The following is a 22,204-nucleotide window of genomic DNA, read 5'->3' as shown; positions in this document are numbered from 1 at the left end:
CTCGCTGATCCATGAGAGGCCGGGCTTTTGCCCGGCCTCTCTGCGTTGGCGCACGGTTCCGGACGTATGCTGAAACCGTGAGCGAGCAAGCACCGAACGAGGTCCCGGATGCGCGGAAGCGCGGGCGGCCCAAGGGCAGCACCACGGGGACAACCAAAGCGGCGATCCTCAGGGCCGCCTCCAAGGAATTTTCCCATGCCGGATACGAGGCAGCCAGCCTCCGTTCGGTAGCGCGCCGGGCCGGGGTGGATCCTGCGCTGGTGCACCACTACTTCAAGGACAAGGACGATCTGTTCGTCCAGACCATGCATATCCGCGTCAATCCAGGGGAAATCATCGCCCAGGGCCCCGCCGGAGCAGATGGGCGAGGCGCTGGTTCGCGCCTGCTCACCACCTGGCGCAAGCCCGCCTTCCGCACTGCGGCAACGGCCATAATCCGGGGACTGATTTCCAGCAGCAGCGCGACGAAGATCCTCCGCCCCTTCCTGCAGAAGGAGATCTTCTCGCGCTTGGGTTCGCGTTTGCCTGAAGAAAGCGCCGAACCCCGGGTTGCCCTGGTCGCCAGCCAGATCATTGGGCTCATTGTCGCCCGCTACATCATTGACTTGGAGCCTTTGGCCTCCATGGATGACGAGCAGGTGATCGAGCTGGTAGCTCCCGCCATCCAGCGCTACCTCACCGGGGAATTGCCTGCACTGGACCATTGACATGCTGCTGGCGGAGGTCTCCAATTCATTATGTGATGAATAAAAAGGCTTGTGTCGATGTGCAGCGGCTCGACGTCAGACGCGGAAGGGCATTGGTCCTGGACCAGGTGGGCTTCCAACTGGCGCCGGGACGGATCATCGGCTAGCTCGGACCCAGCGGCAGCGGCAAGAGCACCCTGCTGCGCAGCATCGTGGGCAACCAGATCATCAGCGGCGGAACTGTCACCGTTCTCGGAAAGCCCGCCGGGCACAAATCGCTGCGCCATCGGGTCGGCTACATGACCCAGGCCGCCAGCGTCTATGACGATTTGAGCGTCAAGCAGAACATCGCCTACTTCGCCAAGATCCTCGGGCAGCCGGCAGCCGAAGTGGAGCGGGTCATGGAAACCACGGACCTCGCGGATCACTCCGACCGGCTAGCCATGGATCTATCCGGCGGGCAGCGCAATCGCGTGTCCTTGGCCATCGCATTGCTCGGCTCGCCGGACATTGTCATCCTGGATGAACCCACGGTGGGCTTGGACCCTGTCCTGCGGGCGGATTTGTGGGCGATGTTCTCGCGACTGGCGGCCACCGGCCTTTGCCTTGTCGTCTCCAGCCATGTCATGGACGAAGCCATGCGGTGCGATGAAGTACTGCTGTTGCGCGAGGGGAAACTGCTCGGCCAGATGACCCCGGAAGCGTTGATGGAATCAACCGGTGCGCAGAATCCCGAAGATGCTTTCGTTGCGCTGATCGAAGCAGGCGGCGCCGCGCAGCTGCCAAGCCGCAATGCATCTGCTCCGAAGCATCGGGCCTCGGCAGAAGGGACGCAGCCATGAAACGCACACTCGCCACCACCGCTCGGGTCTTGGCCCAGGTGCGCCACGATCCGCAGACCATCGCCTTGATGCTCATCGTGCCCAGCCTGCTGATCGGCCTGATCGCCTGGATCTTCACCGACACCCCGGCCTTCAGCCGCATCGGCCCGGCAATGATCGCATTGTTCCCGTTCGTGGTGATGTTCCTGGTCACCAGCATCTCGACCCTGCGCGAGCGGCGCAGCGGAACCCTCGAGTGCCTGCTGAGCATGCCGCTGGCCAAGGGCGAGTTCATCTTCGGCTTTGCGCTGGCCTTCACCCTGGTTGCGATCCTCCAGACGATGATCGCGGTCGTTTTCGCCATTTGGGTTTGCGGCTTGGAAATCGAGGGCAGCTTCTGGCTGCTGTTTGCCGTGGCAGCCCTCGACGCGTTGCTGGGCATCAGCCTCGGGTTGATGGCCAGCGCCTTCGCACGCACCGAATTCCAAGTAGTCCAGTTCATGCCTGCACTGGTCATCCCGCAGTTCCTGCTGGCCGGAATCATCCTGCCCCGCGACCAGCTGCCCGGAGTGTTGGATGCCATTGGAGACTGGCTTCCGCTGTCCCACGCCATCGACGCCCTCTCAGATGTCGCGGCGGGAACAGTGGATTCCGCGACGGCCAGCAGCATGCTGGTCATCGTCGCCTGGATCGCTGCAGCACTGCTGGTCGGATCCCTGACGCTGCGGCGACGTACCGCCTAGCGGCTACGCGATAGCCACCGGGGTGTCCATCACGCGGCCCTCGGCCACTTCACGCACCGTCCCGGTGATCTCGAAATCGGCTTGCACTGCGAGATCTTCGCTGCTCGAGCCCACCATCGCCGTGAACGTTCCCGGTTCCACGATGCGCTTTCCGGACAGGCCGGTGAACGAGGTGCGGTCGGCGTGAAGCGTGAAGGTGACCCGCTTCGACTCCCCTGCTTCGAGCTGCACCTTGGCGAAACCGGCAAGCCAGCGGCGCGGACGCACCACCTGCGACACCGCATCAGCCAGATACAGCTGCACTACCTCGGCGCCGGACCGCGCCCCGGTGTTCGCAACGGTGGCGCTGATCTGGAGGGTGCCATCGGTGGCGATTGACGCCTGCGACAGCTCAAGGCCGGAGATGCCGAAACTGGTATAGGAGCTGCCGTAGCCGAAGGGGTACAGCGGACGCGGATCGAGGTTGGTGACGCCTTCGGCATGCCAGGCCAGCTTGGAGGCCAAGTAGGTCCCCGGCTGCCCGCCGACATGGTGGGGAATCTGCACCGGCAGCTTGCCCGAGGGATTGATCTCGCCAGTCAGCACGCTGGCCAGCGCCGGCCCGCCTTCCACGCCCGGCATGAAGCACTGGACGATGGCCGCGGTGCGATCCGCGTACTGTCCCAGCGCGTACGGGCGCCCGGTGACCAGCACCAGCACCGTCGGGGTGCCGGTCGCCAGCACCGCTTCCACCAGCTCCCCCTGCCGCCCGGGCAGGCTAAGGTCGGCAACGTCACAGCCCTCTCCCGAGGTGCCGCGTCCAAAGAGGCCGGCGAGGTCGCCGACGGCAACCACCGCGACGTCGGCATGGCGCGCCGTGTCGACGGCCTGGGCGATACCCGAATCATCGAGGTCGGTGAAGTCCACGCCGCGGGCATACTCGATCTGTGATCCGGCGAGCGCGGGAGCTTGCTGCAGGGATTCGAGGATGGAGGCCATCGGCACGCCGTAGTCCTGCTGCTCGGCAAAACGCGAGTAGACGTGGTTGGTGAAGGAGTAGCAGCCTAGATGGGTGCGCGGCTGGGAGGCGCTGGGGCCGATGACCGCCAGGCGCGCCGGGTTCTTTAAGGGGAGGATCTGCTGATTGCGCAGCAGGATGATGGATTCCCCAGCCATGGTCCGGGCCTGGGCGCGGTTATCCGCCGAATCCAGTTCCACATCCTCGCCAAGCCAGGCCTTGCGCGGATTCCAGCCGGGATCCAGCAAGCCCATGTCGAGCTTCTGGGCCAGCACCCGGCGCACCGCGGTGTCCAGGACTTCCTGCTCCAGCGCGCCAGCGCGGACGGCCTGGGCGAGGTTGGCGAAGGCGGTGGTCTCCGGCAGCTCAACGTCCATGCCGGCTTCCAGGGACAGCCGGCCGGCCGCGTCCTCGTCTGCGGCGACTTCATGCATGCTGTGCAGGAAGCTGACGGACCAGTAGTCGGCCACGACGGTTCCCTTGAACCCCCAGCGTCCGCGCAGCACGTCGGTGAGCAACCGGCGGCTGCCCGCTGGCGCTTCGCCATCCAGGTCAGCATAGGAATTCATTACTGACTTCACGCCGGCTTCGCGCACTGCGCGTTCGAACGGAGGGAAGACGGTGTCTTCCACGGCGCGCGGGCCCAGGGAGACCGGCGCGTGGTTGCGTCCGGCTTGCGAGGCCGCGTAGCCGGCGAAGTGCTTCAAGGTGGCATGCACCCCGGAGTCCTGCAGGCCGCGCACATAGGCTACTGCCAGCTCGCCCACCAGGTGGGGGTCTTCGCCCATGGTCTCTTCCACCCGGCCCCAGCGGTAGTCCCGGGCCACGTCAAGGACCGGGGACAGCCCCTGGTGCACGCCCATCTTCAGCATGTCGGCACCGATGCGCCGGGCCATGCCTCCAATGAGTTCCGGATTGAAGGTGGCGCCCCAGGCGATGGACGCCGGATAGCAGGTGGCCCCCAGGGTGGTGAAGCCGGTCAGGCACTCCTCGTGGGCAATGGCCGGGATGCCCAGGCGGTTGGCGGTGATGACCTGCTCTTGCAGTTCAACCAGGCGTTGGCGGCCCTCGGCGGGAGCCAGTGGGATAGTGCCGAAGGCGCGGGTGATATGTCCCAATCCGTCCTTGATGGCGTCTTCGAAACTGGGGCTGGCGCTGAAGGTGTCGGCCATCGGCGCGACATTGGCCTCGCCATCGTGGCGTTCTTCCTCCGGGCGGATCCAGTACGAGCCCAGCTGCGCGGCTTTCTCTTCCAGGGTCATTTCATCCATCAGCGCGGCGACGCGTTGCTCGGCCGGAAGGGAGATGTCGTGCCAGGCTTGCTCGACGGTTTTCATTCACAGTTCCTTATCTTCAAAGATTTCGATAGCTTCAGGCGGGCTGGATCAGCCCTTGACCGCGCCCTGCAGGCCGTTGACGATGCGTTTCTGCATGGCCAGGAAGAAGATCAGTGCCGGGATCATGGCCAGCGCGGTGAACGCGAAGACTCCGGCGGTATCCGCCGAGTGTTCGCTGGAGTAGTCGGCGACGCCCAGCGGCAAGGTGCGCATGTCGCCTTGCAGGAGCAGCAGCGGAAGCAGGTACGCATTCCACGAACCCACGAAGGCCAGCACGCCGACGGTGACCATGCCCGGTCCGGACAGCGGCAACAGGATCTTCCAGAAGAAGCCCATGCGGCTGGCGCCATCGAGCTGGGCCGCTTCTTCCAGCTCCTGCGGCAATGCCATCAGGAACGGACGCAGGATGACCACTGTCATCGGCAGCGCGAAGGCCGCCTGCGGCAGCGCCACGCCCCACCAGGTGTTGCCCAGGCCCAGGTCGCGGGTAATCAGGATGAATAGCGGAACGATCGCCACAGTGGCGGGGAACAGCAAGCCGAGCACGAAGACCATGAAGATCGGTTCACGCAGGCGGAACTGGTAGCGGGCCAGCGGGTAAGCGGCCATGATGCCGAAGACCACGACGATGATGGTGGTGATCAGCGCGATCATCGTGGAGTTCAGCGCGTACTGCCAGAAGTCCGGGTTCTTCAGCACGCCCGCGTAATTGTCCAGCACCCACGGCGCGGGAAGGCCTGCCGGGTTCTCGGCCAGCTGGGCATTGGTGCGGAATCCTCCCAGCACGCCGTAGAGGACCGGCCCCAGGGTGATCGCGACGACCGCCAAGGCGATGGCGTAGACCAGGGCGTTTCCGCCCTGCCGGCGGCTGCGCTTCTTGGCGCGGAGGGCCTGGGCCGGGGTGTGCTGCGGGCGGGTTTCCAGGGTGGTGCTCATGCTTTGGGCTTCTTCCGCTTCGGTCGCTCGCCGTCCGGTTGCGCATCGCGCTTGAGGATGAACTGCTGGTAGGAGATGGCCAGCACCAGTGCGACGATGAACAAGATGACCGAGGCTGCCGCGGCAATGCCGAAGTTCTGGCGCTTGGTTCCTTCCGAAACCAGGAAGCTGGCCATGGTGGTCGTGGCGTTCGCCGGGCCGCCGCCGGTGAGGATCCAGACCATGTCGAAAAGCTGGAGCGATCCGATCATGGACAAAAAGCCCCAGGTGCGCAGGGTGGGTCCCAACAGCGGGATGGTGATCTTCCGCTGGATCTGCCACCAGGAGGCGCCGTCGATTTCCGCCGCTTCGTAGAGTTCGGAAGGCACGCCCTGCAGTCCGGCAAGGAACAGGATCACCGCCAGCCCAAGGTACTTCCAGGTCAGTACGCCCAGCACCGTCCACAAGGCCAGTTCCGGCGTGCCCAGCCAGCCTTGGGCCGGCCCTTGGATCCCCAGCTTGGACAAGATGGTGTCGATGACCCCGTATTGCGGCTGCAGCAACTGGAACCAGACCACACCGGCAATGACTTCGGAGAGCACGTAGGGCACGAAGATGATGGTGCGCAGCAAGGACTGGATCTTCATCTTCCGATTCAGCAGCAGCGCGATGCCCAGACCGATCGGGAGCTGCAGGGCGATGGAACCGCCGATGATGACCAGGTTATGGACCAGGGCATCGGTGAACACCTCGTTGCCCAGCACCCGCACGTAGTTCTTGAAGCCTACGAAGTCCACCAGCGGGCCGAAGCCCTTCCAGTTGTACACCGAGAAGCGCACCGCCTGGATGATGGGGATCAGCATGAAGACCGCGATCAGCAGCAATGCCGGGCTGACGAAGAACAGGATCTCCAGATTCTTGCGCCGCTCAGCGGGCTTGCGTGTGCGCTTGGCACCACTGGGCGGTGGCGGTGCGCTGGCCGCCTGGGCGGGCTCGCTGTCGGAATGCCCGCCCAGGCCGCTGGCGGGCGGGCTGGCTGCATAGGTTGCTTCTGGGGCCACGGCTCGGATCACTTCTCCAGGTCAGCGGCATCTTGGCTGGCGTCGACGATCTTCTGCGCATCGGACTTGCCGGCGAAGAGCAGGGCAATTTCATCGTTCATCGCGCCGCCAATCGATGCACCGAAAGCGGTGTCGAAGTAGAGCTGGAAGTACGGCGCGTCATCCCGCACGTCCATCAACGAGGCCAGTGCCGGGTCAGAGATCGCGTCTTTGGCCTCCGGGTTGGTCGGCAGGCCCATGTCCAGTTCGGCGAATCCGCGCTGGACCTCGGTGGAGAGCATGTACTTCACGAAGTCGACGGCCGCATCTGGTGCACCTTCGGAAACTGCCCAGGCATCGCCACCGCCAAGCTGCGCGGCAGGGTCGCCCTGGCCTCCCTCGATGGCGGGGAATGGGAACCACCCGGTGTCCTCGCCCAAGCCGGTGCCATCTTCGGTCAGTCCCTGCATGACTCCTGGTTCCCAGTGGCCAGCCAGCTCCATGGCGACCTTGCCGGTGGCCAGCAAGCCGGAAGCGGACGTGGGGCCGGACTGCGCCGGGGTGGAGAGGAAGCCCGGGTTGAATGGCTCGGCCTTGATCAGCTTCTCCACCTCCTCCCCGGCCGCCACGAAGCACTGGTCGCTGAAGTCGAGGTTGGCGACCGCGTCGGCAAGGGTCTGCTGGGAGCATTCGCGCACCGCCGCGTAGTACCAATAGTGGGCTGCTGGCCACTTGTCGCCTGCTCCAATGGACATCGGGTCGATGCCGGCCTGCTTCAGCTTGCCGGTGGCTTCGATCAGTTCATCGAAGGTCTGCGGAGCCGAGTCGATGCCCGCTTCCTTGAACAAGGCCTTGTTGTACCAGAATCCGGCCCCACCCAGCGAGAACGGCAAGGCGTAGGTCTTGCCGTCGAGCTGCCAGCCTCCCGCGCTCTCGCCGAGGAAGGCGATTTCCTCGGAGGCCGCGTCGGTCAGGTCCTTGGTCAGTCCCGCGGCCACGTGGGCCGCGAGCTCTCCGCCGCCGCGTTCCATGTAGACATCCGGGGCGTCCCCGCTTTGGAAAGCCGCATCGAGCTTGGTGAGCATGTCCTCGTGCTGCATTGCGCTGACTTCGACTTCCACCCCTTCGTGGGCGGCTTCGAAGTCGGCGGCCACTTTTTCGTAGTAGGCCTTGCCGTCGCCGTTGTTGGAGTTGTGCCACCAGGTGATGGTGGTCGTTCCGTCGGCCGAGGACCCATCCTCGTTTGCGCCGGAGGCGCAGCCAGTGGCCAGCAAGGCAGTTGTTGCGGCCAGCGCCAGAATCTGCGCACCTCGGGTCTTGGATAACATGCTCGTGCTCCTCAGCTGTGATGATGGCCTGTCGACCTCGGGCGGCAGGCGATTGGCTCCACCAAGAATTGCACCGTGACGCAGGTCATGTCAATCGTTTTCGATAACGTTTTCCAAATCCATTACGAAAACGTTATCGGAAAGTTTGCGATTCCCCGCCATTTCCCCGTGAAGTCACGGATTTCCAGAGTGTTTTGCGCTACTGTTGGTCGAGTGATGACCCCTCAGACCGGAATTCCCGAGATTCCCGCCCATCAGAAGCTTTCCGGCGAGCCCTCCGGCTCACGCGTGACCATCAACGACGTCGCGCGCGCCGCGCAGGTCTCGGTCTCAACCGTGTCGAAGGTCGTCAACGGCCGCTACGGAGTTGCCCCGGACACCATCGCCAAGGTCCATCAGGTCATCAGCGAGCTGGGTTATGAGACTTCGCTGGTCGCTTCCTCGCTGCGCAGCACCCGCACCAATATCATCGGCATCCTGGTTGCGGAATTCGAGCCCTTCTCGCTGGGCCTGCTCAACGGCATCTCCGCAACCCTGCGCGGAACGCAATACGATCTGATGGCCTACGCGGGCAACCTTTCGCCGGACGGGCATGCCGGCTGGGAGCGCCGTTCGCTGTCCCGTTTGGGCGGAACGCTGATCGACGGGGCGATCATCGTCACCCCGACGGTGGAGGTCCCGCACAGCTCGGTTCCGGTTGTGGCCATCGACCCGCATGCGGGGCCGGAAATGCCACTGGCCATCGATGTGGATAACCGCGCCGGAGCCTACACTGCCACCAAGCACCTGCTGGATCTGGGCCATCGCCGCATCGGGCATATCCGCGGACGAGCAGATCTGGCTTCCGCGCAGCTGCGCGAGCAGGGCTACCGCCAAGCGCTGGAAGAGGTCGGCGTGGACTTCGACCCGCATTTGGCCCACGACGGCGATTACCAGCATGACACCGCTGTGCAGGCCACCAATAACCTGCTCGATCTTCCCGAACCGCCCACCGCAATCTTTGCGGCCAACGACCTTTCGGCCCTGGCCGCGTTGGAAGTTGCCGGCGAACGCGGGCTGCAGGTCCCCGGCGACCTCTCGATCATCGGCTTCGACGACATTCCCGAGGCGGCGCAGGCCACTCCCCCGCTGAGCACCGTGCGCCAGCCACTGCATGAGATGGGTGCCCAAGCGGTGAACATGCTGCTGGGCCTGCTTGCCGGCGAGAACGTCCAATCACCGGACCACCTGCCAGCGGTGCTCGTTCCGCGCGAGACCACCTCACATCCGCGCAACAGCTAGCGGGCAAAGCAAAGCACCCCGCCGCGCACCGGAAATATTCCACTGCGCAACGAGGTGCCCTCCGTGCAAATCTGCGCTGGCTACAGGCCCAGCTCGTCCTTGCCGTAGGCGAAGAGGTAGGGAACGCCGGCTTCTTCCTCGATGCGTTCCTTGGCTCCGGTGTCGCGGTCAACGATCACTGCCACGGCAATGACGTTGCCGCCTGCCTTGCGCACACCTTCTACAGCGGTCAGCGCGGAGCCGCCAGTGGTGGAAGTATCCTCAAGCACGATGACATCGCGGCCCTCGACGCTTGGCCCCTCGACCTGGCGGCCCATGCCGTAGGACTTCTGCGCCTTGCGGACCACGAATGCATCGATGGCGCGCTGCTTGGCACGTGCGGTGTGCATGATGGCGGTGCCTACCGGGTCGGCGCCCATGGTCAGGCCGCCGACATTGGTGAATTCCAACTTGGCCTCGTCCAGCAGGTCAAGCATGACTTCGCCAACGAGTCCGGATGCTTCCTGATGCAGGGTGACACGGCGCAGATCGATGTAGTAATCGGCCTCCTTGCCCGAGGACAAGGTGACCTTGCCGCGCACAATGGCTAGTTCTTGGATCAGTTCTTTTAGTCGCTCACGCGCGCTGGTTTCGCTCATACCCTCGATTCTAGTCGGCATCATGGCTAGGCTGTTTTCATGAACGCAAAACGCCCCTTGGGTTACTGGTTGAAATTGGTGGATTCGCTGATTGACGAGCAGTTTGCAGCGACTCTGGAAGAACACGGTGTGACGCGCAGGCAATGGCAGGTGCTCAACCTGCTGGAGCAGCAGCCTGCCACCGAGGCGCAGCTGGACGCCGGGCTTTCCCCATTCTTCGCCTCCCCGGATGAACCGCAATCATTGCGGGAACACCTTGCCGAGCTGATCGAATCAGGTTGGGTTACGGCAGTGAACGGCGAATATTCCATCACCGAGCGTGGGCACACTTCGCTGCTCAAGCTCAGCGAGCTGGTGGAGAAGATCCGCACCCAGTTCGGCCAGGACCTGGATGGTTCCGAATATGACGCTGTGGTTGAAACCCTGGAGAAGATCGCCCGGAACCTGGGCTGGGATCCCGACCGGGAATCAGCATAGCCCCGCCGGGATTTGTTGAGAACAGATTAACTTTCGTTCCCAACCGGTGCAGCGGTACCGCACGGGGATGGCTCATGCCTAGGATTAGAAGCATGCGTGAACTGCAAGCAAAGATCATTGAAGAGCTGGGCGTGCGCCCGGAAATCGACCCGGCCGGCGAGATCCGCCGGCGCATCGACTTCCTCAAGGACTATCTGTCCGCCACCGGTGCGAAGGGATTCGTGCTGGGTATTTCCGGCGGCATCGATTCGACGCTGGCTGGCCGTCTGGCCCAGCTGGCAGTTGAAGAGGTGCGAGTTGCCGGCGGGGAGGCCCGCTTCGTGTCGGTGCGCCTGCCGCATGGCGTGCAGAAGGATGCTGCCGATGCTCAAGCCGCCATGGATTTCGTGGCTGCCGACGAGCAGTTCGAGGTGAACATCCAGAAGCCGGTCGCCGCCTTCGACGAGGCCCTGGCTGATGCAGGGCACCCGGCGCTGAGCGATTTCAACCGCGGCAACCTCAAGGCCCGCTCCCGAATGCTGACGCAGTATGCCATGGCCGGCGACCGCGGGATGCTGGTCCTGGGCACTGACCACGCGGCCGAGTCGGTCACCGGCTTCTTCACCAAGTTCGGCGACGGTGCAGCGGATCTGCTGCCCTTGGCCGGGCTGAACAAGCGCCAGAACCAGGCGCTGCTGCGCGAGCTGCAGGCCCCTGAGCTGCTGTGGGCCAAGGAGCCGACCGCGGATCTGCTGGATGGCCAGCCCCTGCGCGCAGATGAAGACGAGCTCGGCCTGACCTATCCGCAGATTGACGATTACCTCGAGGGCCGAGAGATCGATCCGTCCGCTGCCGAAGCCATCGAGCGGCGCTTCCTGGGATCACGGCATAAGCGCACCGTGCCTGCCACCTACTGGGACAAGTGGTGGCGCGCCTAGCAGTTATCCCAATCCGGTAATTTCCTTCAGCGCCTGGACATGTTGCGCAAAGGCCTCCTGCCCGGACGAAGTCAGCTTCGCCCAGGTGCGGGGCCTTTTGCCCACGTACCCCTTCTTGATCTGCACGTACCCTCCGGCCTCCAGTGCGCTCAAATGCCTCGACAGCACCGAATCCGAAATGCCGATGGCTTCCTTCAAGGATTTGAAGTCAGCTTCGTCTACTGCGTGCAGGGAACCCATTAGCGAAAGCCGCACCGGGTTGGAGAAATCGTCATTGAGCCGTTCACGGGCATGGGAACTCACTTGCGCACCATCGCAATTCCGGTCAGCGACAACGGTGCGGCAACGATGATCCAGATCAACGCGATGACGCCCCAGCCCATGGATCCGGCTCCGAGCAACGCAACTGCCACCGCGTAAAGCACCATGCTGATAGTAAATCCCCGGAGGTACATTTTTGAATGCCCGCGCGGCAGCGAGCGGTAGAGCTTCCCGTAGGCCAAGGAAATAGCTATAACGGCTATGGCAAACAAAACCATGATGACGATGAAGCCGGTGAAATTCTCGTCGGGGCGATAGAGCTGCAGCAGCGCCGCCAGCCCGCCCATGAGGACCCCCAGGATGATGCAATAGGTGCCCAGCAATTTGGCACCGTATCCGGCAGCCCGCTGCATTCCCTGTTGCGCCATCCCCAGGGCGGCGAGTTGCTCTTGGGGAGTCATTTCCTTGTCGGAGCTCATTTGATGGCCGCCTTGCGGGCCTTCTGCTGACGTTGGGCATGGATGGAAGTCATGGTCATGCAAAGGGCCATGAAGAAGCCCATGCCGATGAAGAGCAGCGAGTTGTTGCCCGTGGCATAGGAGGTCAAGGCCATTGCCGCGAAGGCCAGGCCTGCCGAAACGATGATGACGGTGTACCAAGTGCTGAATGGAATCTTCATTGTCCTGCTCCTTTGACTTCGATCTTCCTTGTTCCTAAACCATAACAAGTACTTTCCATTTAGGAAAGTACTTGTTATGGATTGGAAAGGAAAATCTTGAAGGACGCTGGAGCCGGCTACACGAAGGCGCTCACTCCGGTCAGCGCGCGCCCGACGATCAGCGAGTTGATCTCATAGGTGCCTTCATAGGTATGGAGAATTTCGACATCGCAGAAGACCTTGGCCATTTCGAAATCGCTCACCACGCCATTGCCGCCAAGCATCGCCCGGCCTAACGCGGCCGACTCCCTTGCCAGGCGGGTGGCAGCCGACTTCGCCATGGCAGCATCCTCCATGCGCAGTTTTCCACGCTCTTGCTTGCGGGCAATCTCGCACATCATGGAGAGGCAGGCGCCCAGATTGCCTGCGATTTCGGCCAGCGGCTGCTGAATCAGCTGGAAGGCGGCCAACGGCTTGCCGAACTGCTGGCGCTGCGTGGCGTAGGCCTTGCAAATGTCGAGCGTGGCCATCATCGCGCCGGCAGCCTGCCATCCCACCCAAGCGCGCGATTGCATCAGCAGCTGGTTTGCGGCGGCGAAGCTGGTGGCCCCGGGCAACTTGTTCGCTACTGGAATCCGCACATTCTCCAGCCGGATATCCGCATTCTGCATGCCGCGCAGCCCGATCTTGTTTTCAATCTTGGTGGCACTGTATCCAGGGCGGTCCGATTCAACGAGGTACGCCCCGATCTGCGCAGTCTCCTCGTCCTTGGCCCAGACCAGCGCGAAATCGCTCAGCGTACCCATGCCGATCCAGCGCTTGGCGCCGTTAATGAGGTACTCGTCCCCGACGCGGTGCGCGGTGGTGCCTATGCCTCCGGCGATATCCGACCCATGCTCCGGTTCGGTCAGCGCAAATGCGCCGAAGGCTTCGAACCCGGCGAGCTTGTCCTGCCACAGCGCCCGCTGCTGCTCCGACCCCAGTTCGTGGATCATCCCGAGCACCAGTTCGTTATGGATGCCGACCACTGATGAGGTTGAAATATCGGCCCGGGCGAGTTCAGCGTGAATGAGCCCGCGCAGCAGATGAGAGCTGTCCTCCAGCTGCAAACCACCCAGTCCCAATTCAGCCAGCTTGCCGATCAGCTCGGCGGGAAATTCTTCGCGGTTCCAGTAGCCAATCGACTGGCGGCGCACCTCGCTCTGCGCCACCTGGCTGATTTCACGCAGCCGTTGCCGTTCGGCTTCCTCCAGTTGTCCGGCCATATTCAAGAGGTCCATTCGGGGATTCCTTCCAAACCATAGGAAGTCCAAGTATATTGTTGGACTAAGTCTTCTTTTGGGGGTATGCAAATGACTTCTCCGCTGCCGCGCGATCCAATCGCGCAAGCCAGGGAACAGTGGATTTCCCACGGGTGGTCAGCCGAGGCCGACTCCATGGCCGCGATTACCGCGGTGATGCGCACAGCATCGATCTACTTGCAGCGGGCCGACGCCATCCTCAAGCCGCATGGGCTGACGTTTGCGAGATTCGAAGTACTAGCCCTGCTCGGCTTCTCGAAGCGCGGTTCCCTGCCCATGAGCCAGGCCAGCCAGCTCCTGCAGGTTCACGCAACCAGCCTGACCAATTCGGTAGACCGGCTGGAAGCCACCGGCTTGGTGCGGCGCATCCCGCACCCAACCGATGGCCGCACCCGGCTATTGGAGCTCACGGCCGCAGGCCAGCAGGTGCTGCCCGCGGCCCGTGACGACCTGAACGAAAAGCTCTTCGCCCGAAGCAATCTTTCGGGCACCGACGCAACCGAAATCTTCGAGATCCTGGCCCGCTTCCGCAAGGCCTCCGGGGACTTCCTATAGCGAGCCGTCGCGGATCGCATTGATGATCCCGGAGAAGTCGGTGCCCGCATTGCCTTCATCGCTGAATTTGCGGTACAGCGCCGCGGCAAGGGAGCCGAGCTGGGCATCGGTCGTCGTATGCTCCAGCGCACTGGCCGCCAGGCCCAGGTCCTTGGCCATCAATGCGGCAGCGAACCCCGGCTGGTAATCGCGATTAGCTGGAGAAGCTGGCACCGGCCCAGGCACAGGGCAATTGGTCGTCACCGACCAGCACTGTCCCGAGGCCGAGGAAATGACATCAAACAGCGCCTGGTGCTCCAGGCCCAGCCGTTCTCCCAGCACGAACGCCTCGGCAGCGCCAATCATCGAGATGCCCAGCAGCATGTTGTTGCAGACCTTCGCGGCCTGGCCGGCGCCGTATCCGCCGCAATGCACGATGCGCTTGCCCATATGCTCAAGCACGCCGGTGATCTCCTCGAGATCCTCGGGCTGCGCACCGAGCATGAAGGTCAGGGTCCCCGCTTCCGCCCCGACGACGCCTCCGGAAACCGGGGCATCGGCACTGCGATGCCCCGCGTCAACCGCTAGCTGCGCCGCTTCACGGGCCTGCGCTACATCGATGGTGGAGCACTCCAGGAAGAGCGTATTGGGCTTGGCGCTCTCCAGCAGGTATTCACGGTAGGCATCGAGCACGTGCTTTCCCGAGGGGAACATGGTGATGACGATATCGACATCAGTGGCTGCTTCTGCGCCGGTCGCCACAGTGGCTATGCCTGCTTCCCCGGCGGCCTGCACCGCTGCAGGAATCACGTCGAAGCCCTTGATCCGGTAGCCGGCCTTGTGCAGATTGATGGCCATGGGCAGTCCCATATGGCCCATGCCGAGGAATCCGATGACTGGCTTGACGCTCATGAGTGGCTCTTTTCCTCTAGATCTTCAGCGAGCAGTGCGAAAGTCAGTTCTGCTCCCGGCAAGGGTGCCAGGTGCCTTTGCGTGCGTTGGGCCGCAGTTTGCCCGGGGACCGTTTCGGTCCATTGCGGATTGCGGTCCTTGTCGACCACTGCGGCGCGAATGCCCTCGGCGAAATCCGGGTCGTCGAGCCGATGCACGGCGGCCCGGTATTCCCGCTGCAGATCCGTTCTCAAATCGGTTCCAGCCAGGCGAATGAGTTCTTCGACTAGTCGTACCGAGCTTGGGCAGGCAGCTACCAGGGCCTTCAGCGCTTCCTGGGCTTGCGGGGAGTCGTTGTGCTCCAGTGCATGCACTACCGCTGGGATGCTTTCTTCGCCAAAGGACTGCACCCATTCTTCGTGCAGGAATCCCGGCTCCGGGCTCTGCGCATAGTCGGCCAGCACTGCCGCGGCGGGCCGGGTTTCCAGCGCGGCGAGCAAGACAGGGATCTTCTCCTGCGGCACATAGGAGTCGGCCAGGCCCAAGGCGATGGTGTCGGCGGCACCGAATTTCATTCCGGTCAATGCCGCCAAGCGCCCGGCGGCATGCGGCGCACGCGCCAGCAAATGCGTTCCACCCACGTCCGGGAAGAATCCGATGCCGACTTCCGGCATGCCGCACCGGCTGGCTTCGGTAACAATGCGATGGCTGCCGTGCGCCGAAATGCCGATGCCGCCGCCAAGGACAATTCCGTCCATGAGCGCAATGTACGGCTTGGGGTACTCGTCGATCAGGACATTGAGCTGGTATTCGATGCGCCAGAAGTCGGCCGAAGCGCCACTGCGGTCCAGGATGTCCCGGTAGATCGCCACGATATCCCCTCCGGCGCACAGGCCGCGCTCCCCAGCGCCGACGACCGCTACTTGGGCGATCTCCGGGTCATTGCGCCACTGGAGCAGGGCATCGAGGAATTCCCGGCACATGTCCGTGGTGAGCGCATTCAGTGCCTTGGGCCGGTTCAGCGTTATGAGCCCCAGGTGTCCCCGGCGTTCGGTCAGAATCTCAGGCAACAGCCTCTCCTTTGAGTGATTGAGGTCACCTACTGGTGTCGAATATACTCGGACTTCCAACTAAATTGAAGTGGCACAGGACAGCAAACTTGATAGGTTGAACTAGTGAAGATTGCAACCTGGAATGTGAACTCCCTGCGAGCCCGCGCCGACCGTGTTGAGGATTGGCTGCGACGCACCGATGTAGATGTCCTGGCTATCCAGGAAACTAAGTGCAAAGACGACAATTTCCCCTGGGAACTGTTCGAGAACAACGACTACGAGGTGGCGCACTTCGGAGTCAACCAGTGGAATGGCGTTGCCATCGCCTCCCGCGTTGGCCTCGAAGATGTTGAACGCACCTTCCCTGGGCAGCCGGAGTTCGGCAAGGCCGGAAAGAACCCGATCCAAGAGCCTCGCGCCATCGCGGCAACCTGCGGCGGGGTACGCATCTGGAGCCTTTACGTCCCGAACGGACGCGCGCTGGATGATGAGCACATGGGCTACAAGCTGAACTGGCTGGACGCGCTCAAGCAGGAATCCGCCGGCTGGCTGGCGCAGAATCCCGAGGCGCAGATTGCCTTGATGGGCGATTGGAACATCGCGCCAAAGGACGAAGACGTCTGGGACATCGACTTCTTCATCGAGAACAAGATGACCCACGTATCAGCGCCAGAGCGCGCCGCCTTCACCGCCTTCGAGGAGCTCGGCTTCACCGATGTGGTGCGTCCGCATACCGAAGGCCAATACACCTATTGGGACTACACGCAGTTGCGTTTCCCGAAGGGCGAAGGCATGCGCATCGATTTCTCGCTCACTTCGCCGGCGCTCACCGCACGGGTAATCGGTGCGAGCATTGATCGCGAGGAACGCAAGGGCAAGGGCGCCAGCGACCACGCCCCGGTTATCGTGGAGCTGGCCGACTAGTCATGACACCAAAGATGACTGGGCCCGCCGCAGAGCTGACCGCCGCCACAGCGCACCTTCGCGTCTATGAGCCGCTGGACGCCTTTGAGGATTGGGCCCAGTCCATCATCTTGCGCACTCCCCGGCGCACCGGGGAGCAATGGGACGCCTTCGAGAACGAGCGGCTCTGGAGCCGCACCCTGCGCAACGTCTCCGACCCGTTCCCGCACGACGAGCCGGAATTCTTCCGCACCGTGAAGTCCTTGGACTACCAAGGCACCGAGCACACCCGGTACTGCCCTGGACAACTACAGGCACGCAGCCTGCTCGCCGCCGAACAAGCCGAAGAAGCCATGCGGACCGAGGTGTTCGACCTGCTGGTGCCGCCGACAGCGCGGCAGGCCAATGCCCAACGCGTTGATGCCGACCGCCTGGCCAAAGACCTGACCCATCTGCACACGAGGACCTCGTCGTGGGGCATCCCGCTGGGCTGGTTCGCCCTCTTCCGCGAGGACGACGAGCACGAACTGGTGCATAGCGGTGAGCAGCTGAAGACCGTTCGCATGTATGCCTCCTTCGAACAGGCCATTAATCGCCTGTCTTGGGCAGTGCAGACGCTGGCGACCCATGCGCCGCAGTCGCAGCTTTTCGAGGAGCTGGGCAGCCTGGGCGGCTGGCTGGAAACTTTCGACAGCCGCTCGGTGATTGAACTGGATTATGGACTGCTGGCAGAAATTGTGTGGCCAGATGAATCCGTGAATGATCTGATGCACGGTATTCAGGCATTGGAAGACGAGGACCTGACGAGCGCCGCTGCGGCATACCGCCGGCTGAGCAGTCGCTGGATCGGCCCGCGGCATCTGGGTCGCGCAAACTAGCTCCCTGTCCCCGGATACAGCAAAAGCTCCGGAATCCGGAGCTTCTGTTTAGTATGCGACCCTGACGGGACTTGAACCCGCGACCTCCGCCGTGACAGGGCGGCGCGCTAACCAACTGCGCTACAGGGCCTGGTGCTTTGAATAAATTCAAGTCACACAGTAAAACCCCCGGGATGAACCGAGGGCCTGCGTGGCTCCGACCGGCGTCGATCCGGTGACCTTTCGATTTTCAGTCGAACGCTCTACCAACTGAGCTACAGAGCCTGGTACCACTAAGTGGACACCAAATTTACTATTGGAATAGTAAATTGAGCGACCCTGACGGGACTTGAACCCGCGACCTCCGCCGTGACAGGGCGGCGCGCTAACCAACTGCGCTACAGGGCCTTGCTTTCGCAAGCCAATGGATTTCTCCATCTGGCAACCACTAAGTGGTTGCTTGTACCCCCAACGGGATTCGAACCCGTGCCGCTGCCGTGAAAGGGCAGTGTCCTTGGCCGCTAGACGATGGGGGCCTAAGTTGTTCGCTTCGGTTTCTTGCTTCTCCGTAGCGGACTCCAATAACTATACGCAGTGTTTTTTGCTTTTGCAAAATCGGCTCCTGGACGGGTTTTGCCCATGCCAAATCGGGTGCACAGGCATAGTCTGGAACCATGCTTTTCGAGATGGATGACGACGAATTCCAGGCCCTGGTCGAACAGGCTATCGACGCGATTCCAGAGGCCGCCTTCGCAATGATGGACAACGTCATCTTCTTCATTGAAGACGAGTACGAGCCTCTCCCTGGAGAGCCGGAAAACCCTGAGATTCTGGGGTTATACGAGGGTGTCGCACTCACGGAACGGGACCTGGATTGGGGCGTCGGAGCACTCCCGGATCGCATTACGATCTTCAAGAATCCGACGCTTCGAGCCTGCGAAACACGTGAAGAAGTAGTGCGGGAAATCGGGATTACGGTGATGCACGAAGTGGCCCACCACTTCGGAATCGACGATGCAAAATTACACGAATTAGGGTGGTCGTAGCGTCGAAATCGCGAAATCTTCTTTTGAGATCTGCCTCACAAAACAATTAGATTCCGGCGGCATGTTTCCAGCTGAGAGAGACCCGGGCCACAGGCCAGCGATCGAAACTAGCCGCTGGGGCACATCCTCCACCCGGAAGGCGACGCGGCTCAATTGCGATGCCCATAACCAAAGTGGTGTTTAATAGGCCGGCACCTGCCGCACTCGCGCCGGCCTAACTCGGCGAGACGAGAAATTGCCGCCGGAAGAACTTGGCATGGCCACTTTCCCTTGCCGCCACAGCCAAGTCCGGAGGGCAGTAAAGGATCTTCATGCACTTCGAGAGAAGATCTCTTTTAAAGGCAACGCTTTGAGCCGCACCTATTGATCCCGCACGTTACCCAAACTTCATGGCAAGTAAGCCCTTGGTAACGAAGCGAGACGCATCTATTAGTTATTTCCCAATTGCTCTCGATAAGTCACACAGGCCCGAAAAACCATTATCTGTGCAGATCACCGCCGAATAGGCCCGAGAATTACACGGATGGGATTCATGTGACTGATGTGAACAGTGTTGCCAAGCGTGTCTTAATTGGCCTAATGTGCTATTTGGAGTCTTATCCGAATCGTGACCTTCATATTGCTGAAAGTCACGACTCACGCACTCCGCGTCATCCATGTACTTTAGTGAGGAACGATATGGCTACTCGCCACACGCTCGGTGTTGCTGCAAGCACCCTGGCCCTAGCGGTGTCCTGCCTTGCAGGCGCTTTGCCCGCTTCCGCATCCACTTCAGCTTCACTCCCTCAGTCTGTGGCGATCGCTGCCGCACCAAGCACTTCTGCGCTGCCGTCGGACGCGGAAATCCAGGAAGCAAAGAAGGACAAAGCTTCGACTAACGCGATGATCGCGCGAATCGAAGCTTCTCTTGCTTCCAGCCGTGCCGAGTTGCAGCGCGTTGAAACCGAAGCCGCTCAGGCCCAGGAATCCCTGCTTACTGCCGGCGAAGAGCGCGATCTGCGCACCACTGCAGCTGAGAAGGCCGTTGAACAGCTTGAGTACGCAAAGACTTACTTGGAGCAGAGCCGCAACGATCTGGGCGCTATCGCCTCAGATATCTACCGCAACGGCGCTGGCACCTCAACCCTGAGCCTGCTCCTTGATGACAACCAGGAAGGCGACCTGTTCTACAAGGCCGCTACCATCGACGCATTGAGCGAACAGAAGGTTCAGTCCGTCAACACCGCCACCGAGGCCGAGGGCCTCGTTTCGGCTTGGCAGGAGTACGCCGACGCGGCACAGAATGCCGCGCAGGAAGCCGCAGCGAACTATGACGCCGCTGCAGCGACCGCGAACAGCACCTTGGCAACCTACGAAGCGGCTATCGAACCTGAGCAGCAGCTGCGCGATGAATTGATCGGCCACCTTGCTACCTTGAAGCAGAAGGAAGAAGCCGAGGTCCGCCAGGCGGTTGAAGAGCGCGAGGCGCAGGAGCAGGAAGAAACTCTTGCGAAAGTGATCGCCGAAGAGGAAAACGTCAACGTTCCCGAAAAGGACATCTTCACCATTCAGCCGCTCACGATTGAAAAGCCTCGCGAGCTGCAGCAGACCGAACCTGAAGAGGAAACGGTCGAGCCTGAGCCTGAGCAGGTTGAAGAAGAACCGGAAGCCACCGAGCCACCTGCAGCTCCAAAGCCAGAGCCAACCAAGAAGGCCGAACCGAAGCCAGAGCCAACCAAAAAGGCCGAACCGAAGCCAGAGCCAACCAAAAAGGCCGAACCGAAGCCAGAGCCAACCAAAAAGGCCGAACCGAAGCCAGAGCCAACCAAAAAGGCCGAACCGAAGCCAGAGCCAACCAAAAAGGCCGAACCGAAGCCAGAGCCAACCAAAAAGGCCGAACCGAAGCCGGAGCCGAAGCCCAAGGTCACCCCGAAGCCGGAGCCGAAGCCCAAGGTCACCCCGAAGCCGGAGCCGAAGCCCAAGGTCACCCCGAAGCCGGAGCCGAAGCCCAAGGTCACCCCGAAGCCGACCCCCAAGCCAGAACCAAAGCCAGAGCCGAAGCCTGAGATTGCTCCGCAGTCCAGCAACTACTCGGCAGCGATTTCCTGGGCCTTGAAGACGGCAGATGATCCAAGCAAGTACTACGTCTACGGCGCCAACGGACCGGATGCCTTCGACTGCTCGAGCTTCTCGCAGCGCGCCTTCGGCAAGTCCGGCATCAGCTTGCCACGCACCTCGTCGCAGCAGTTCGCCAGCGCCCCGCAGTACGTCTCGCTGAGCAATCTGCGCCCAGGCGATCTGGTGTTCTCATCATCCAACGGCGGATCCTCGTTCTACCACGTAGCCATCTACATCGGCAACGGCCAGGTAGTCCACGCTCGCAACCCGAGCGCCGGCATCTCGGTGGCTCCGCTGAGCCACGTCAACAACCTCTACCCGAAGGCAGCCCGCTACTAAGCTGGTTGCCCTCGAGCACGAAGGCCGCGCACCCGGTGGGTGCGCGGCCTTCGTGCATGCTGGCTGTTGCGGCGCGGCTACTGCTCCTGCGCCCTGGTGTCGAAGTCCTTGCGGTTCTCCAGCCGTGGATCTTCCGAGTCCGGCACAACCATGACCGGGCCCTTGGAGTGGTGCAAGACGCCCTGCGAGGTCGAGCCGAGCAGCATCCCGGTAAAGCCGCCACGGCCACGAGAGCCGGTCACGGTCAGCACCGCATGCTCGGACTCGCGGATCAGCACCTCAACCGGCGGCCCGGAGACCACATCGGTTTCGATCTTTACCGTCGGATAATGCGACTTGAGCCATTTGGTGCCCACGCTCATCTGGTAGCGCACGTCTTCGAGCACAGCTTCCTGGTCCACTGTCGCCGGCATCCAGGCCAGCGCCGCTCCCACCGGCGGCACCGCGCAGATCAGCCGCAGCGTCAGGTCGCTGGCGATGGCCGCCTCCGCTGCCGCCAGCACCGCAGAACGGGCGCGGTCCGAGCCGTCGACGCCGACCACGATGCATTTGCGGTTCGCCGCGACAGCGGCGCCGGCTTCCTCCTGCTCCTTGGCCATGGCCAGCGGAACCACGACAGTTGGGCACTTGGAGTGCGCTGGCAGCGCCGAGGAGACCGAACCGAGCAGGCGGCCCACGAAGCCACCGCGGCCGCGGGTTCCGACTACTACCAATTCCGCGTCCTGGCTCAGATCCAGCAGCACGCCCGACGGGTCCCCGGACTCGATATAGGTGCGGATGGTCGCGGTGCTGCCTTCGAGCTCTGCACGGGCCTGGCGCACAATGTCCTCGGCACCCCCGCGGATCAGATCGTCGTCCAGGGTAGAGTAGCCGGCGTCCATGGAGGATGCGGCAAACACCGGGATGGTATAGGCGGACACGATATTCAATACGCTGCCGCGGCGTACCGCTTCGCGTTCGGCCCAGCGCAAAGCGCATTTGCTCTGCTGGGAACCGTCTACGCCAACGACAATTCCTTCGATCTTCTCTGCTGCTACTGGTGCTTCGTCACTCATCAGACTCGCTCCTCAAATACCTCAGATACA

Annotated in this window: 23 protein-coding genes and 4 tRNA genes; 11 read left to right on the top strand and 16 right to left on the bottom strand. The window is 62.4% G+C overall.

Going from position 1 to position 22,204, the window contains the following annotated elements; genetic code table 11:
• Positions 1 to 77: 77 nt before the first annotated feature.
• From ACLQ8T_RS01085 to ACLQ8T_RS01075, 3 genes are all read left to right on the top strand, one after another.
• Entirely contained in the window at positions 78 to 707 is a 630-nt protein-coding gene (locus tag ACLQ8T_RS01085) for a TetR family transcriptional regulator (RefSeq protein ID WP_413455403.1), read from the top strand.
• Positions 708 to 898: 191 nt separating this feature from the next.
• Positions 899 to 1,528, top strand: a complete 630-nt coding sequence (locus tag ACLQ8T_RS01080; protein WP_236641122.1) for an ABC transporter ATP-binding protein — start codon at positions 899 to 901, stop codon at positions 1,526 to 1,528.
• On the top strand, positions 1,525 to 2,250 hold the full coding sequence (locus ACLQ8T_RS01075) for an ABC transporter permease (RefSeq protein WP_413455402.1): 726 nt from the start codon (positions 1,525 to 1,527) through the stop codon (positions 2,248 to 2,250). The genes ACLQ8T_RS01080 and ACLQ8T_RS01075 overlap by 4 nt, the downstream gene beginning before the upstream one ends.
• Before the next feature lie 3 nt (positions 2,251 to 2,253).
• Here ACLQ8T_RS01075 and ACLQ8T_RS01070 read toward each other — a convergent pair whose 3' ends face one another.
• Genes ACLQ8T_RS01070 through ACLQ8T_RS01055 form a run of 4 tightly spaced genes read right to left on the bottom strand, consistent with a single transcriptional unit; the run spans position 2,254 to position 7,867 of the window.
• Positions 2,254 to 4,584 (bottom strand): glycoside hydrolase family 3 N-terminal domain-containing protein, encoded by a 2,331-nt coding sequence (locus ACLQ8T_RS01070; RefSeq protein WP_413455401.1) that lies wholly within the window; start codon positions 4,582 to 4,584, stop codon positions 2,254 to 2,256.
• A 48-nt stretch (positions 4,585 to 4,632) separates the two neighbouring features.
• Positions 4,633 to 5,520: a carbohydrate ABC transporter permease gene (locus ACLQ8T_RS01065; RefSeq protein WP_128470787.1), complete on the bottom strand. Its 888-nt coding sequence runs from the start codon at positions 5,518 to 5,520 to the stop codon at positions 4,633 to 4,635.
• Entirely contained in the window at positions 5,517 to 6,560 is a 1,044-nt protein-coding gene (locus ACLQ8T_RS01060; RefSeq protein WP_413455400.1) for a carbohydrate ABC transporter permease, read from the bottom strand. The genes ACLQ8T_RS01065 and ACLQ8T_RS01060 overlap by 4 nt, the downstream gene beginning before the upstream one ends.
• 8 nt (positions 6,561 to 6,568) lie before the next feature.
• Positions 6,569 to 7,867, bottom strand: a complete 1,299-nt coding sequence (locus ACLQ8T_RS01055; protein ID WP_413455399.1) for an extracellular solute-binding protein — start codon at positions 7,865 to 7,867, stop codon at positions 6,569 to 6,571.
• A 216-nt stretch (positions 7,868 to 8,083) separates the two neighbouring features.
• On the opposite strand from ACLQ8T_RS01055, the gene ACLQ8T_RS01050 reads away from it, so the two are divergent.
• On the top strand, positions 8,084 to 9,148 hold the full coding sequence (locus ACLQ8T_RS01050; RefSeq protein WP_413455398.1) for a LacI family DNA-binding transcriptional regulator: 1,065 nt from the start codon (positions 8,084 to 8,086) through the stop codon (positions 9,146 to 9,148).
• Positions 9,149 to 9,228: 80 nt separating this feature from the next.
• Here the strand turns inward: ACLQ8T_RS01050 and pyrE are convergent, their stop codons facing one another.
• Positions 9,229 to 9,786, bottom strand: coding sequence for an orotate phosphoribosyltransferase (gene pyrE, locus ACLQ8T_RS01045; RefSeq protein ID WP_174787674.1), 558 nt, complete (start codon positions 9,784 to 9,786; stop codon positions 9,229 to 9,231).
• 39 nt (positions 9,787 to 9,825) lie between these two features.
• Between pyrE and ACLQ8T_RS01040 the strand changes: the two genes are divergently transcribed.
• The gene (locus ACLQ8T_RS01040) at positions 9,826 to 10,263 is read left to right on the top strand and encodes a MarR family winged helix-turn-helix transcriptional regulator (protein WP_038992004.1); all 438 of its coding nucleotides are present in this window, start codon (positions 9,826 to 9,828) and stop codon (positions 10,261 to 10,263) included.
• Positions 10,264 to 10,355: 92 nt separating this feature from the next.
• Entirely contained in the window at positions 10,356 to 11,180 is an 825-nt protein-coding gene (nadE, locus tag ACLQ8T_RS01035; RefSeq protein ID WP_413455397.1) for an ammonia-dependent NAD(+) synthetase, read from the top strand.
• 3 nt (positions 11,181 to 11,183) lie between these two features.
• Here the strand turns inward: nadE and ACLQ8T_RS01030 are convergent, their stop codons facing one another.
• From ACLQ8T_RS01030 to ACLQ8T_RS01015, 4 genes are all read right to left on the bottom strand, one after another.
• Positions 11,184 to 11,483 carry a transcriptional regulator gene (locus ACLQ8T_RS01030; RefSeq protein WP_204720021.1) on the bottom strand — a complete coding sequence of 100 codons (300 nt, stop codon included), beginning with the start codon at positions 11,481 to 11,483 and terminating at the stop codon, positions 11,184 to 11,186.
• On the bottom strand, positions 11,480 to 11,920 hold the full coding sequence (locus tag ACLQ8T_RS01025) for a hypothetical protein (protein WP_204720019.1): 441 nt from the start codon (positions 11,918 to 11,920) through the stop codon (positions 11,480 to 11,482). Before ACLQ8T_RS01025 ends, ACLQ8T_RS01030 begins: the two co-directional genes overlap by 4 nt.
• A complete protein-coding gene (locus tag ACLQ8T_RS01020; protein WP_413455396.1) occupies positions 11,917 to 12,120 on the bottom strand; it encodes a hypothetical protein in 204 nt (67 codons plus the stop codon). The genes ACLQ8T_RS01025 and ACLQ8T_RS01020 overlap by 4 nt, the downstream gene beginning before the upstream one ends.
• 116 nt (positions 12,121 to 12,236) lie before the next feature.
• Positions 12,237 to 13,379, bottom strand: coding sequence for an acyl-CoA dehydrogenase family protein (locus tag ACLQ8T_RS01015; RefSeq protein WP_413455395.1), 1,143 nt, complete (start codon positions 13,377 to 13,379; stop codon positions 12,237 to 12,239).
• 72 nt (positions 13,380 to 13,451) lie between these two features.
• Between ACLQ8T_RS01015 and ACLQ8T_RS01010 the strand changes: the two genes are divergently transcribed.
• The gene (locus ACLQ8T_RS01010) at positions 13,452 to 13,955 is read left to right on the top strand and encodes a MarR family winged helix-turn-helix transcriptional regulator (protein ID WP_066143502.1); all 504 of its coding nucleotides are present in this window, start codon (positions 13,452 to 13,454) and stop codon (positions 13,953 to 13,955) included.
• Here ACLQ8T_RS01010 and mmsB read toward each other — a convergent pair.
• Complete coding sequence (gene mmsB, locus ACLQ8T_RS01005; protein ID WP_204720013.1) at positions 13,950 to 14,846, bottom strand: 3-hydroxyisobutyrate dehydrogenase; 897 nt, start codon at positions 14,844 to 14,846, stop codon at positions 13,950 to 13,952. The two genes, ACLQ8T_RS01010 and mmsB, sit on opposite strands and share 6 nt — an antisense overlap.
• Positions 14,843 to 15,895 (bottom strand): 3-hydroxyisobutyryl-CoA hydrolase, encoded by a 1,053-nt coding sequence (locus ACLQ8T_RS01000; RefSeq protein ID WP_413455394.1) that lies wholly within the window; start codon positions 15,893 to 15,895, stop codon positions 14,843 to 14,845. Before ACLQ8T_RS01000 ends, mmsB begins: the two co-directional genes overlap by 4 nt.
• A gap of 105 nt (positions 15,896 to 16,000) precedes the next feature.
• Here ACLQ8T_RS01000 and ACLQ8T_RS00995 point away from each other — a divergent pair, with 105 nt between their 5' ends.
• Both ACLQ8T_RS00995 and ACLQ8T_RS00990 read left to right on the top strand, forming a co-directional pair.
• On the top strand, positions 16,001 to 16,801 hold the full coding sequence (locus tag ACLQ8T_RS00995; RefSeq protein ID WP_413455393.1) for an exodeoxyribonuclease III: 801 nt from the start codon (positions 16,001 to 16,003) through the stop codon (positions 16,799 to 16,801).
• A gap of 14 nt (positions 16,802 to 16,815) precedes the next feature.
• Entirely contained in the window at positions 16,816 to 17,658 is an 843-nt protein-coding gene (locus ACLQ8T_RS00990; RefSeq protein WP_413455392.1) for a hypothetical protein, read from the top strand.
• A 56-nt stretch (positions 17,659 to 17,714) separates the two neighbouring features.
• Here ACLQ8T_RS00990 and ACLQ8T_RS00985 read toward each other — a convergent pair.
• The 4 genes from ACLQ8T_RS00985 to ACLQ8T_RS00970 all read right to left on the bottom strand — a co-directional run bounded on the left by ACLQ8T_RS00985 (position 17,715) and on the right by ACLQ8T_RS00970 (position 18,173).
• Positions 17,715 to 17,788: transfer RNA gene (locus ACLQ8T_RS00985), tRNA-Asp, on the bottom strand.
• 61 nt (positions 17,789 to 17,849) lie between these two features.
• Positions 17,850 to 17,922: transfer RNA gene (locus tag ACLQ8T_RS00980), tRNA-Phe, on the bottom strand.
• 49 nt (positions 17,923 to 17,971) lie between these two features.
• A tRNA-Asp gene (locus tag ACLQ8T_RS00975) sits at positions 17,972 to 18,045 on the bottom strand.
• A 55-nt stretch (positions 18,046 to 18,100) separates the two neighbouring features.
• Positions 18,101 to 18,173: transfer RNA gene (locus ACLQ8T_RS00970), tRNA-Glu, on the bottom strand.
• A 138-nt stretch (positions 18,174 to 18,311) separates the two neighbouring features.
• On the opposite strand from ACLQ8T_RS00970, the gene ACLQ8T_RS00965 reads away from it, so the two are divergent.
• Both ACLQ8T_RS00965 and ACLQ8T_RS00960 read left to right on the top strand, forming a co-directional pair.
• The gene (locus tag ACLQ8T_RS00965; protein WP_204720005.1) at positions 18,312 to 18,683 is read left to right on the top strand and encodes a metallopeptidase family protein; all 372 of its coding nucleotides are present in this window, start codon (positions 18,312 to 18,314) and stop codon (positions 18,681 to 18,683) included.
• 678 nt (positions 18,684 to 19,361) lie between these two features.
• The gene (locus tag ACLQ8T_RS00960) at positions 19,362 to 21,119 is read left to right on the top strand and encodes an NlpC/P60 family protein (RefSeq protein ID WP_413455391.1); all 1,758 of its coding nucleotides are present in this window, start codon (positions 19,362 to 19,364) and stop codon (positions 21,117 to 21,119) included.
• Between the two features lie 77 nt (positions 21,120 to 21,196).
• On the opposite strand, the gene ACLQ8T_RS00955 is transcribed toward ACLQ8T_RS00960, so the two are convergent.
• Positions 21,197 to 22,174, bottom strand: a complete 978-nt coding sequence (locus ACLQ8T_RS00955) for a universal stress protein (protein ID WP_204720001.1) — start codon at positions 22,172 to 22,174, stop codon at positions 21,197 to 21,199.
• Positions 22,175 to 22,204: the final 30 nt, after the last annotated feature.

Origin of the sequence: Glutamicibacter sp. FR1, from assembly GCF_047300825.1 — a bacterium.
GTDB lineage: Bacteria > Actinomycetota > Actinomycetes > Actinomycetales > Micrococcaceae > Glutamicibacter > Glutamicibacter nicotianae.
Note: the sequence above shows the minus strand (reverse complement) of the source record. Positions and strands in the feature narration are given on the sequence as shown.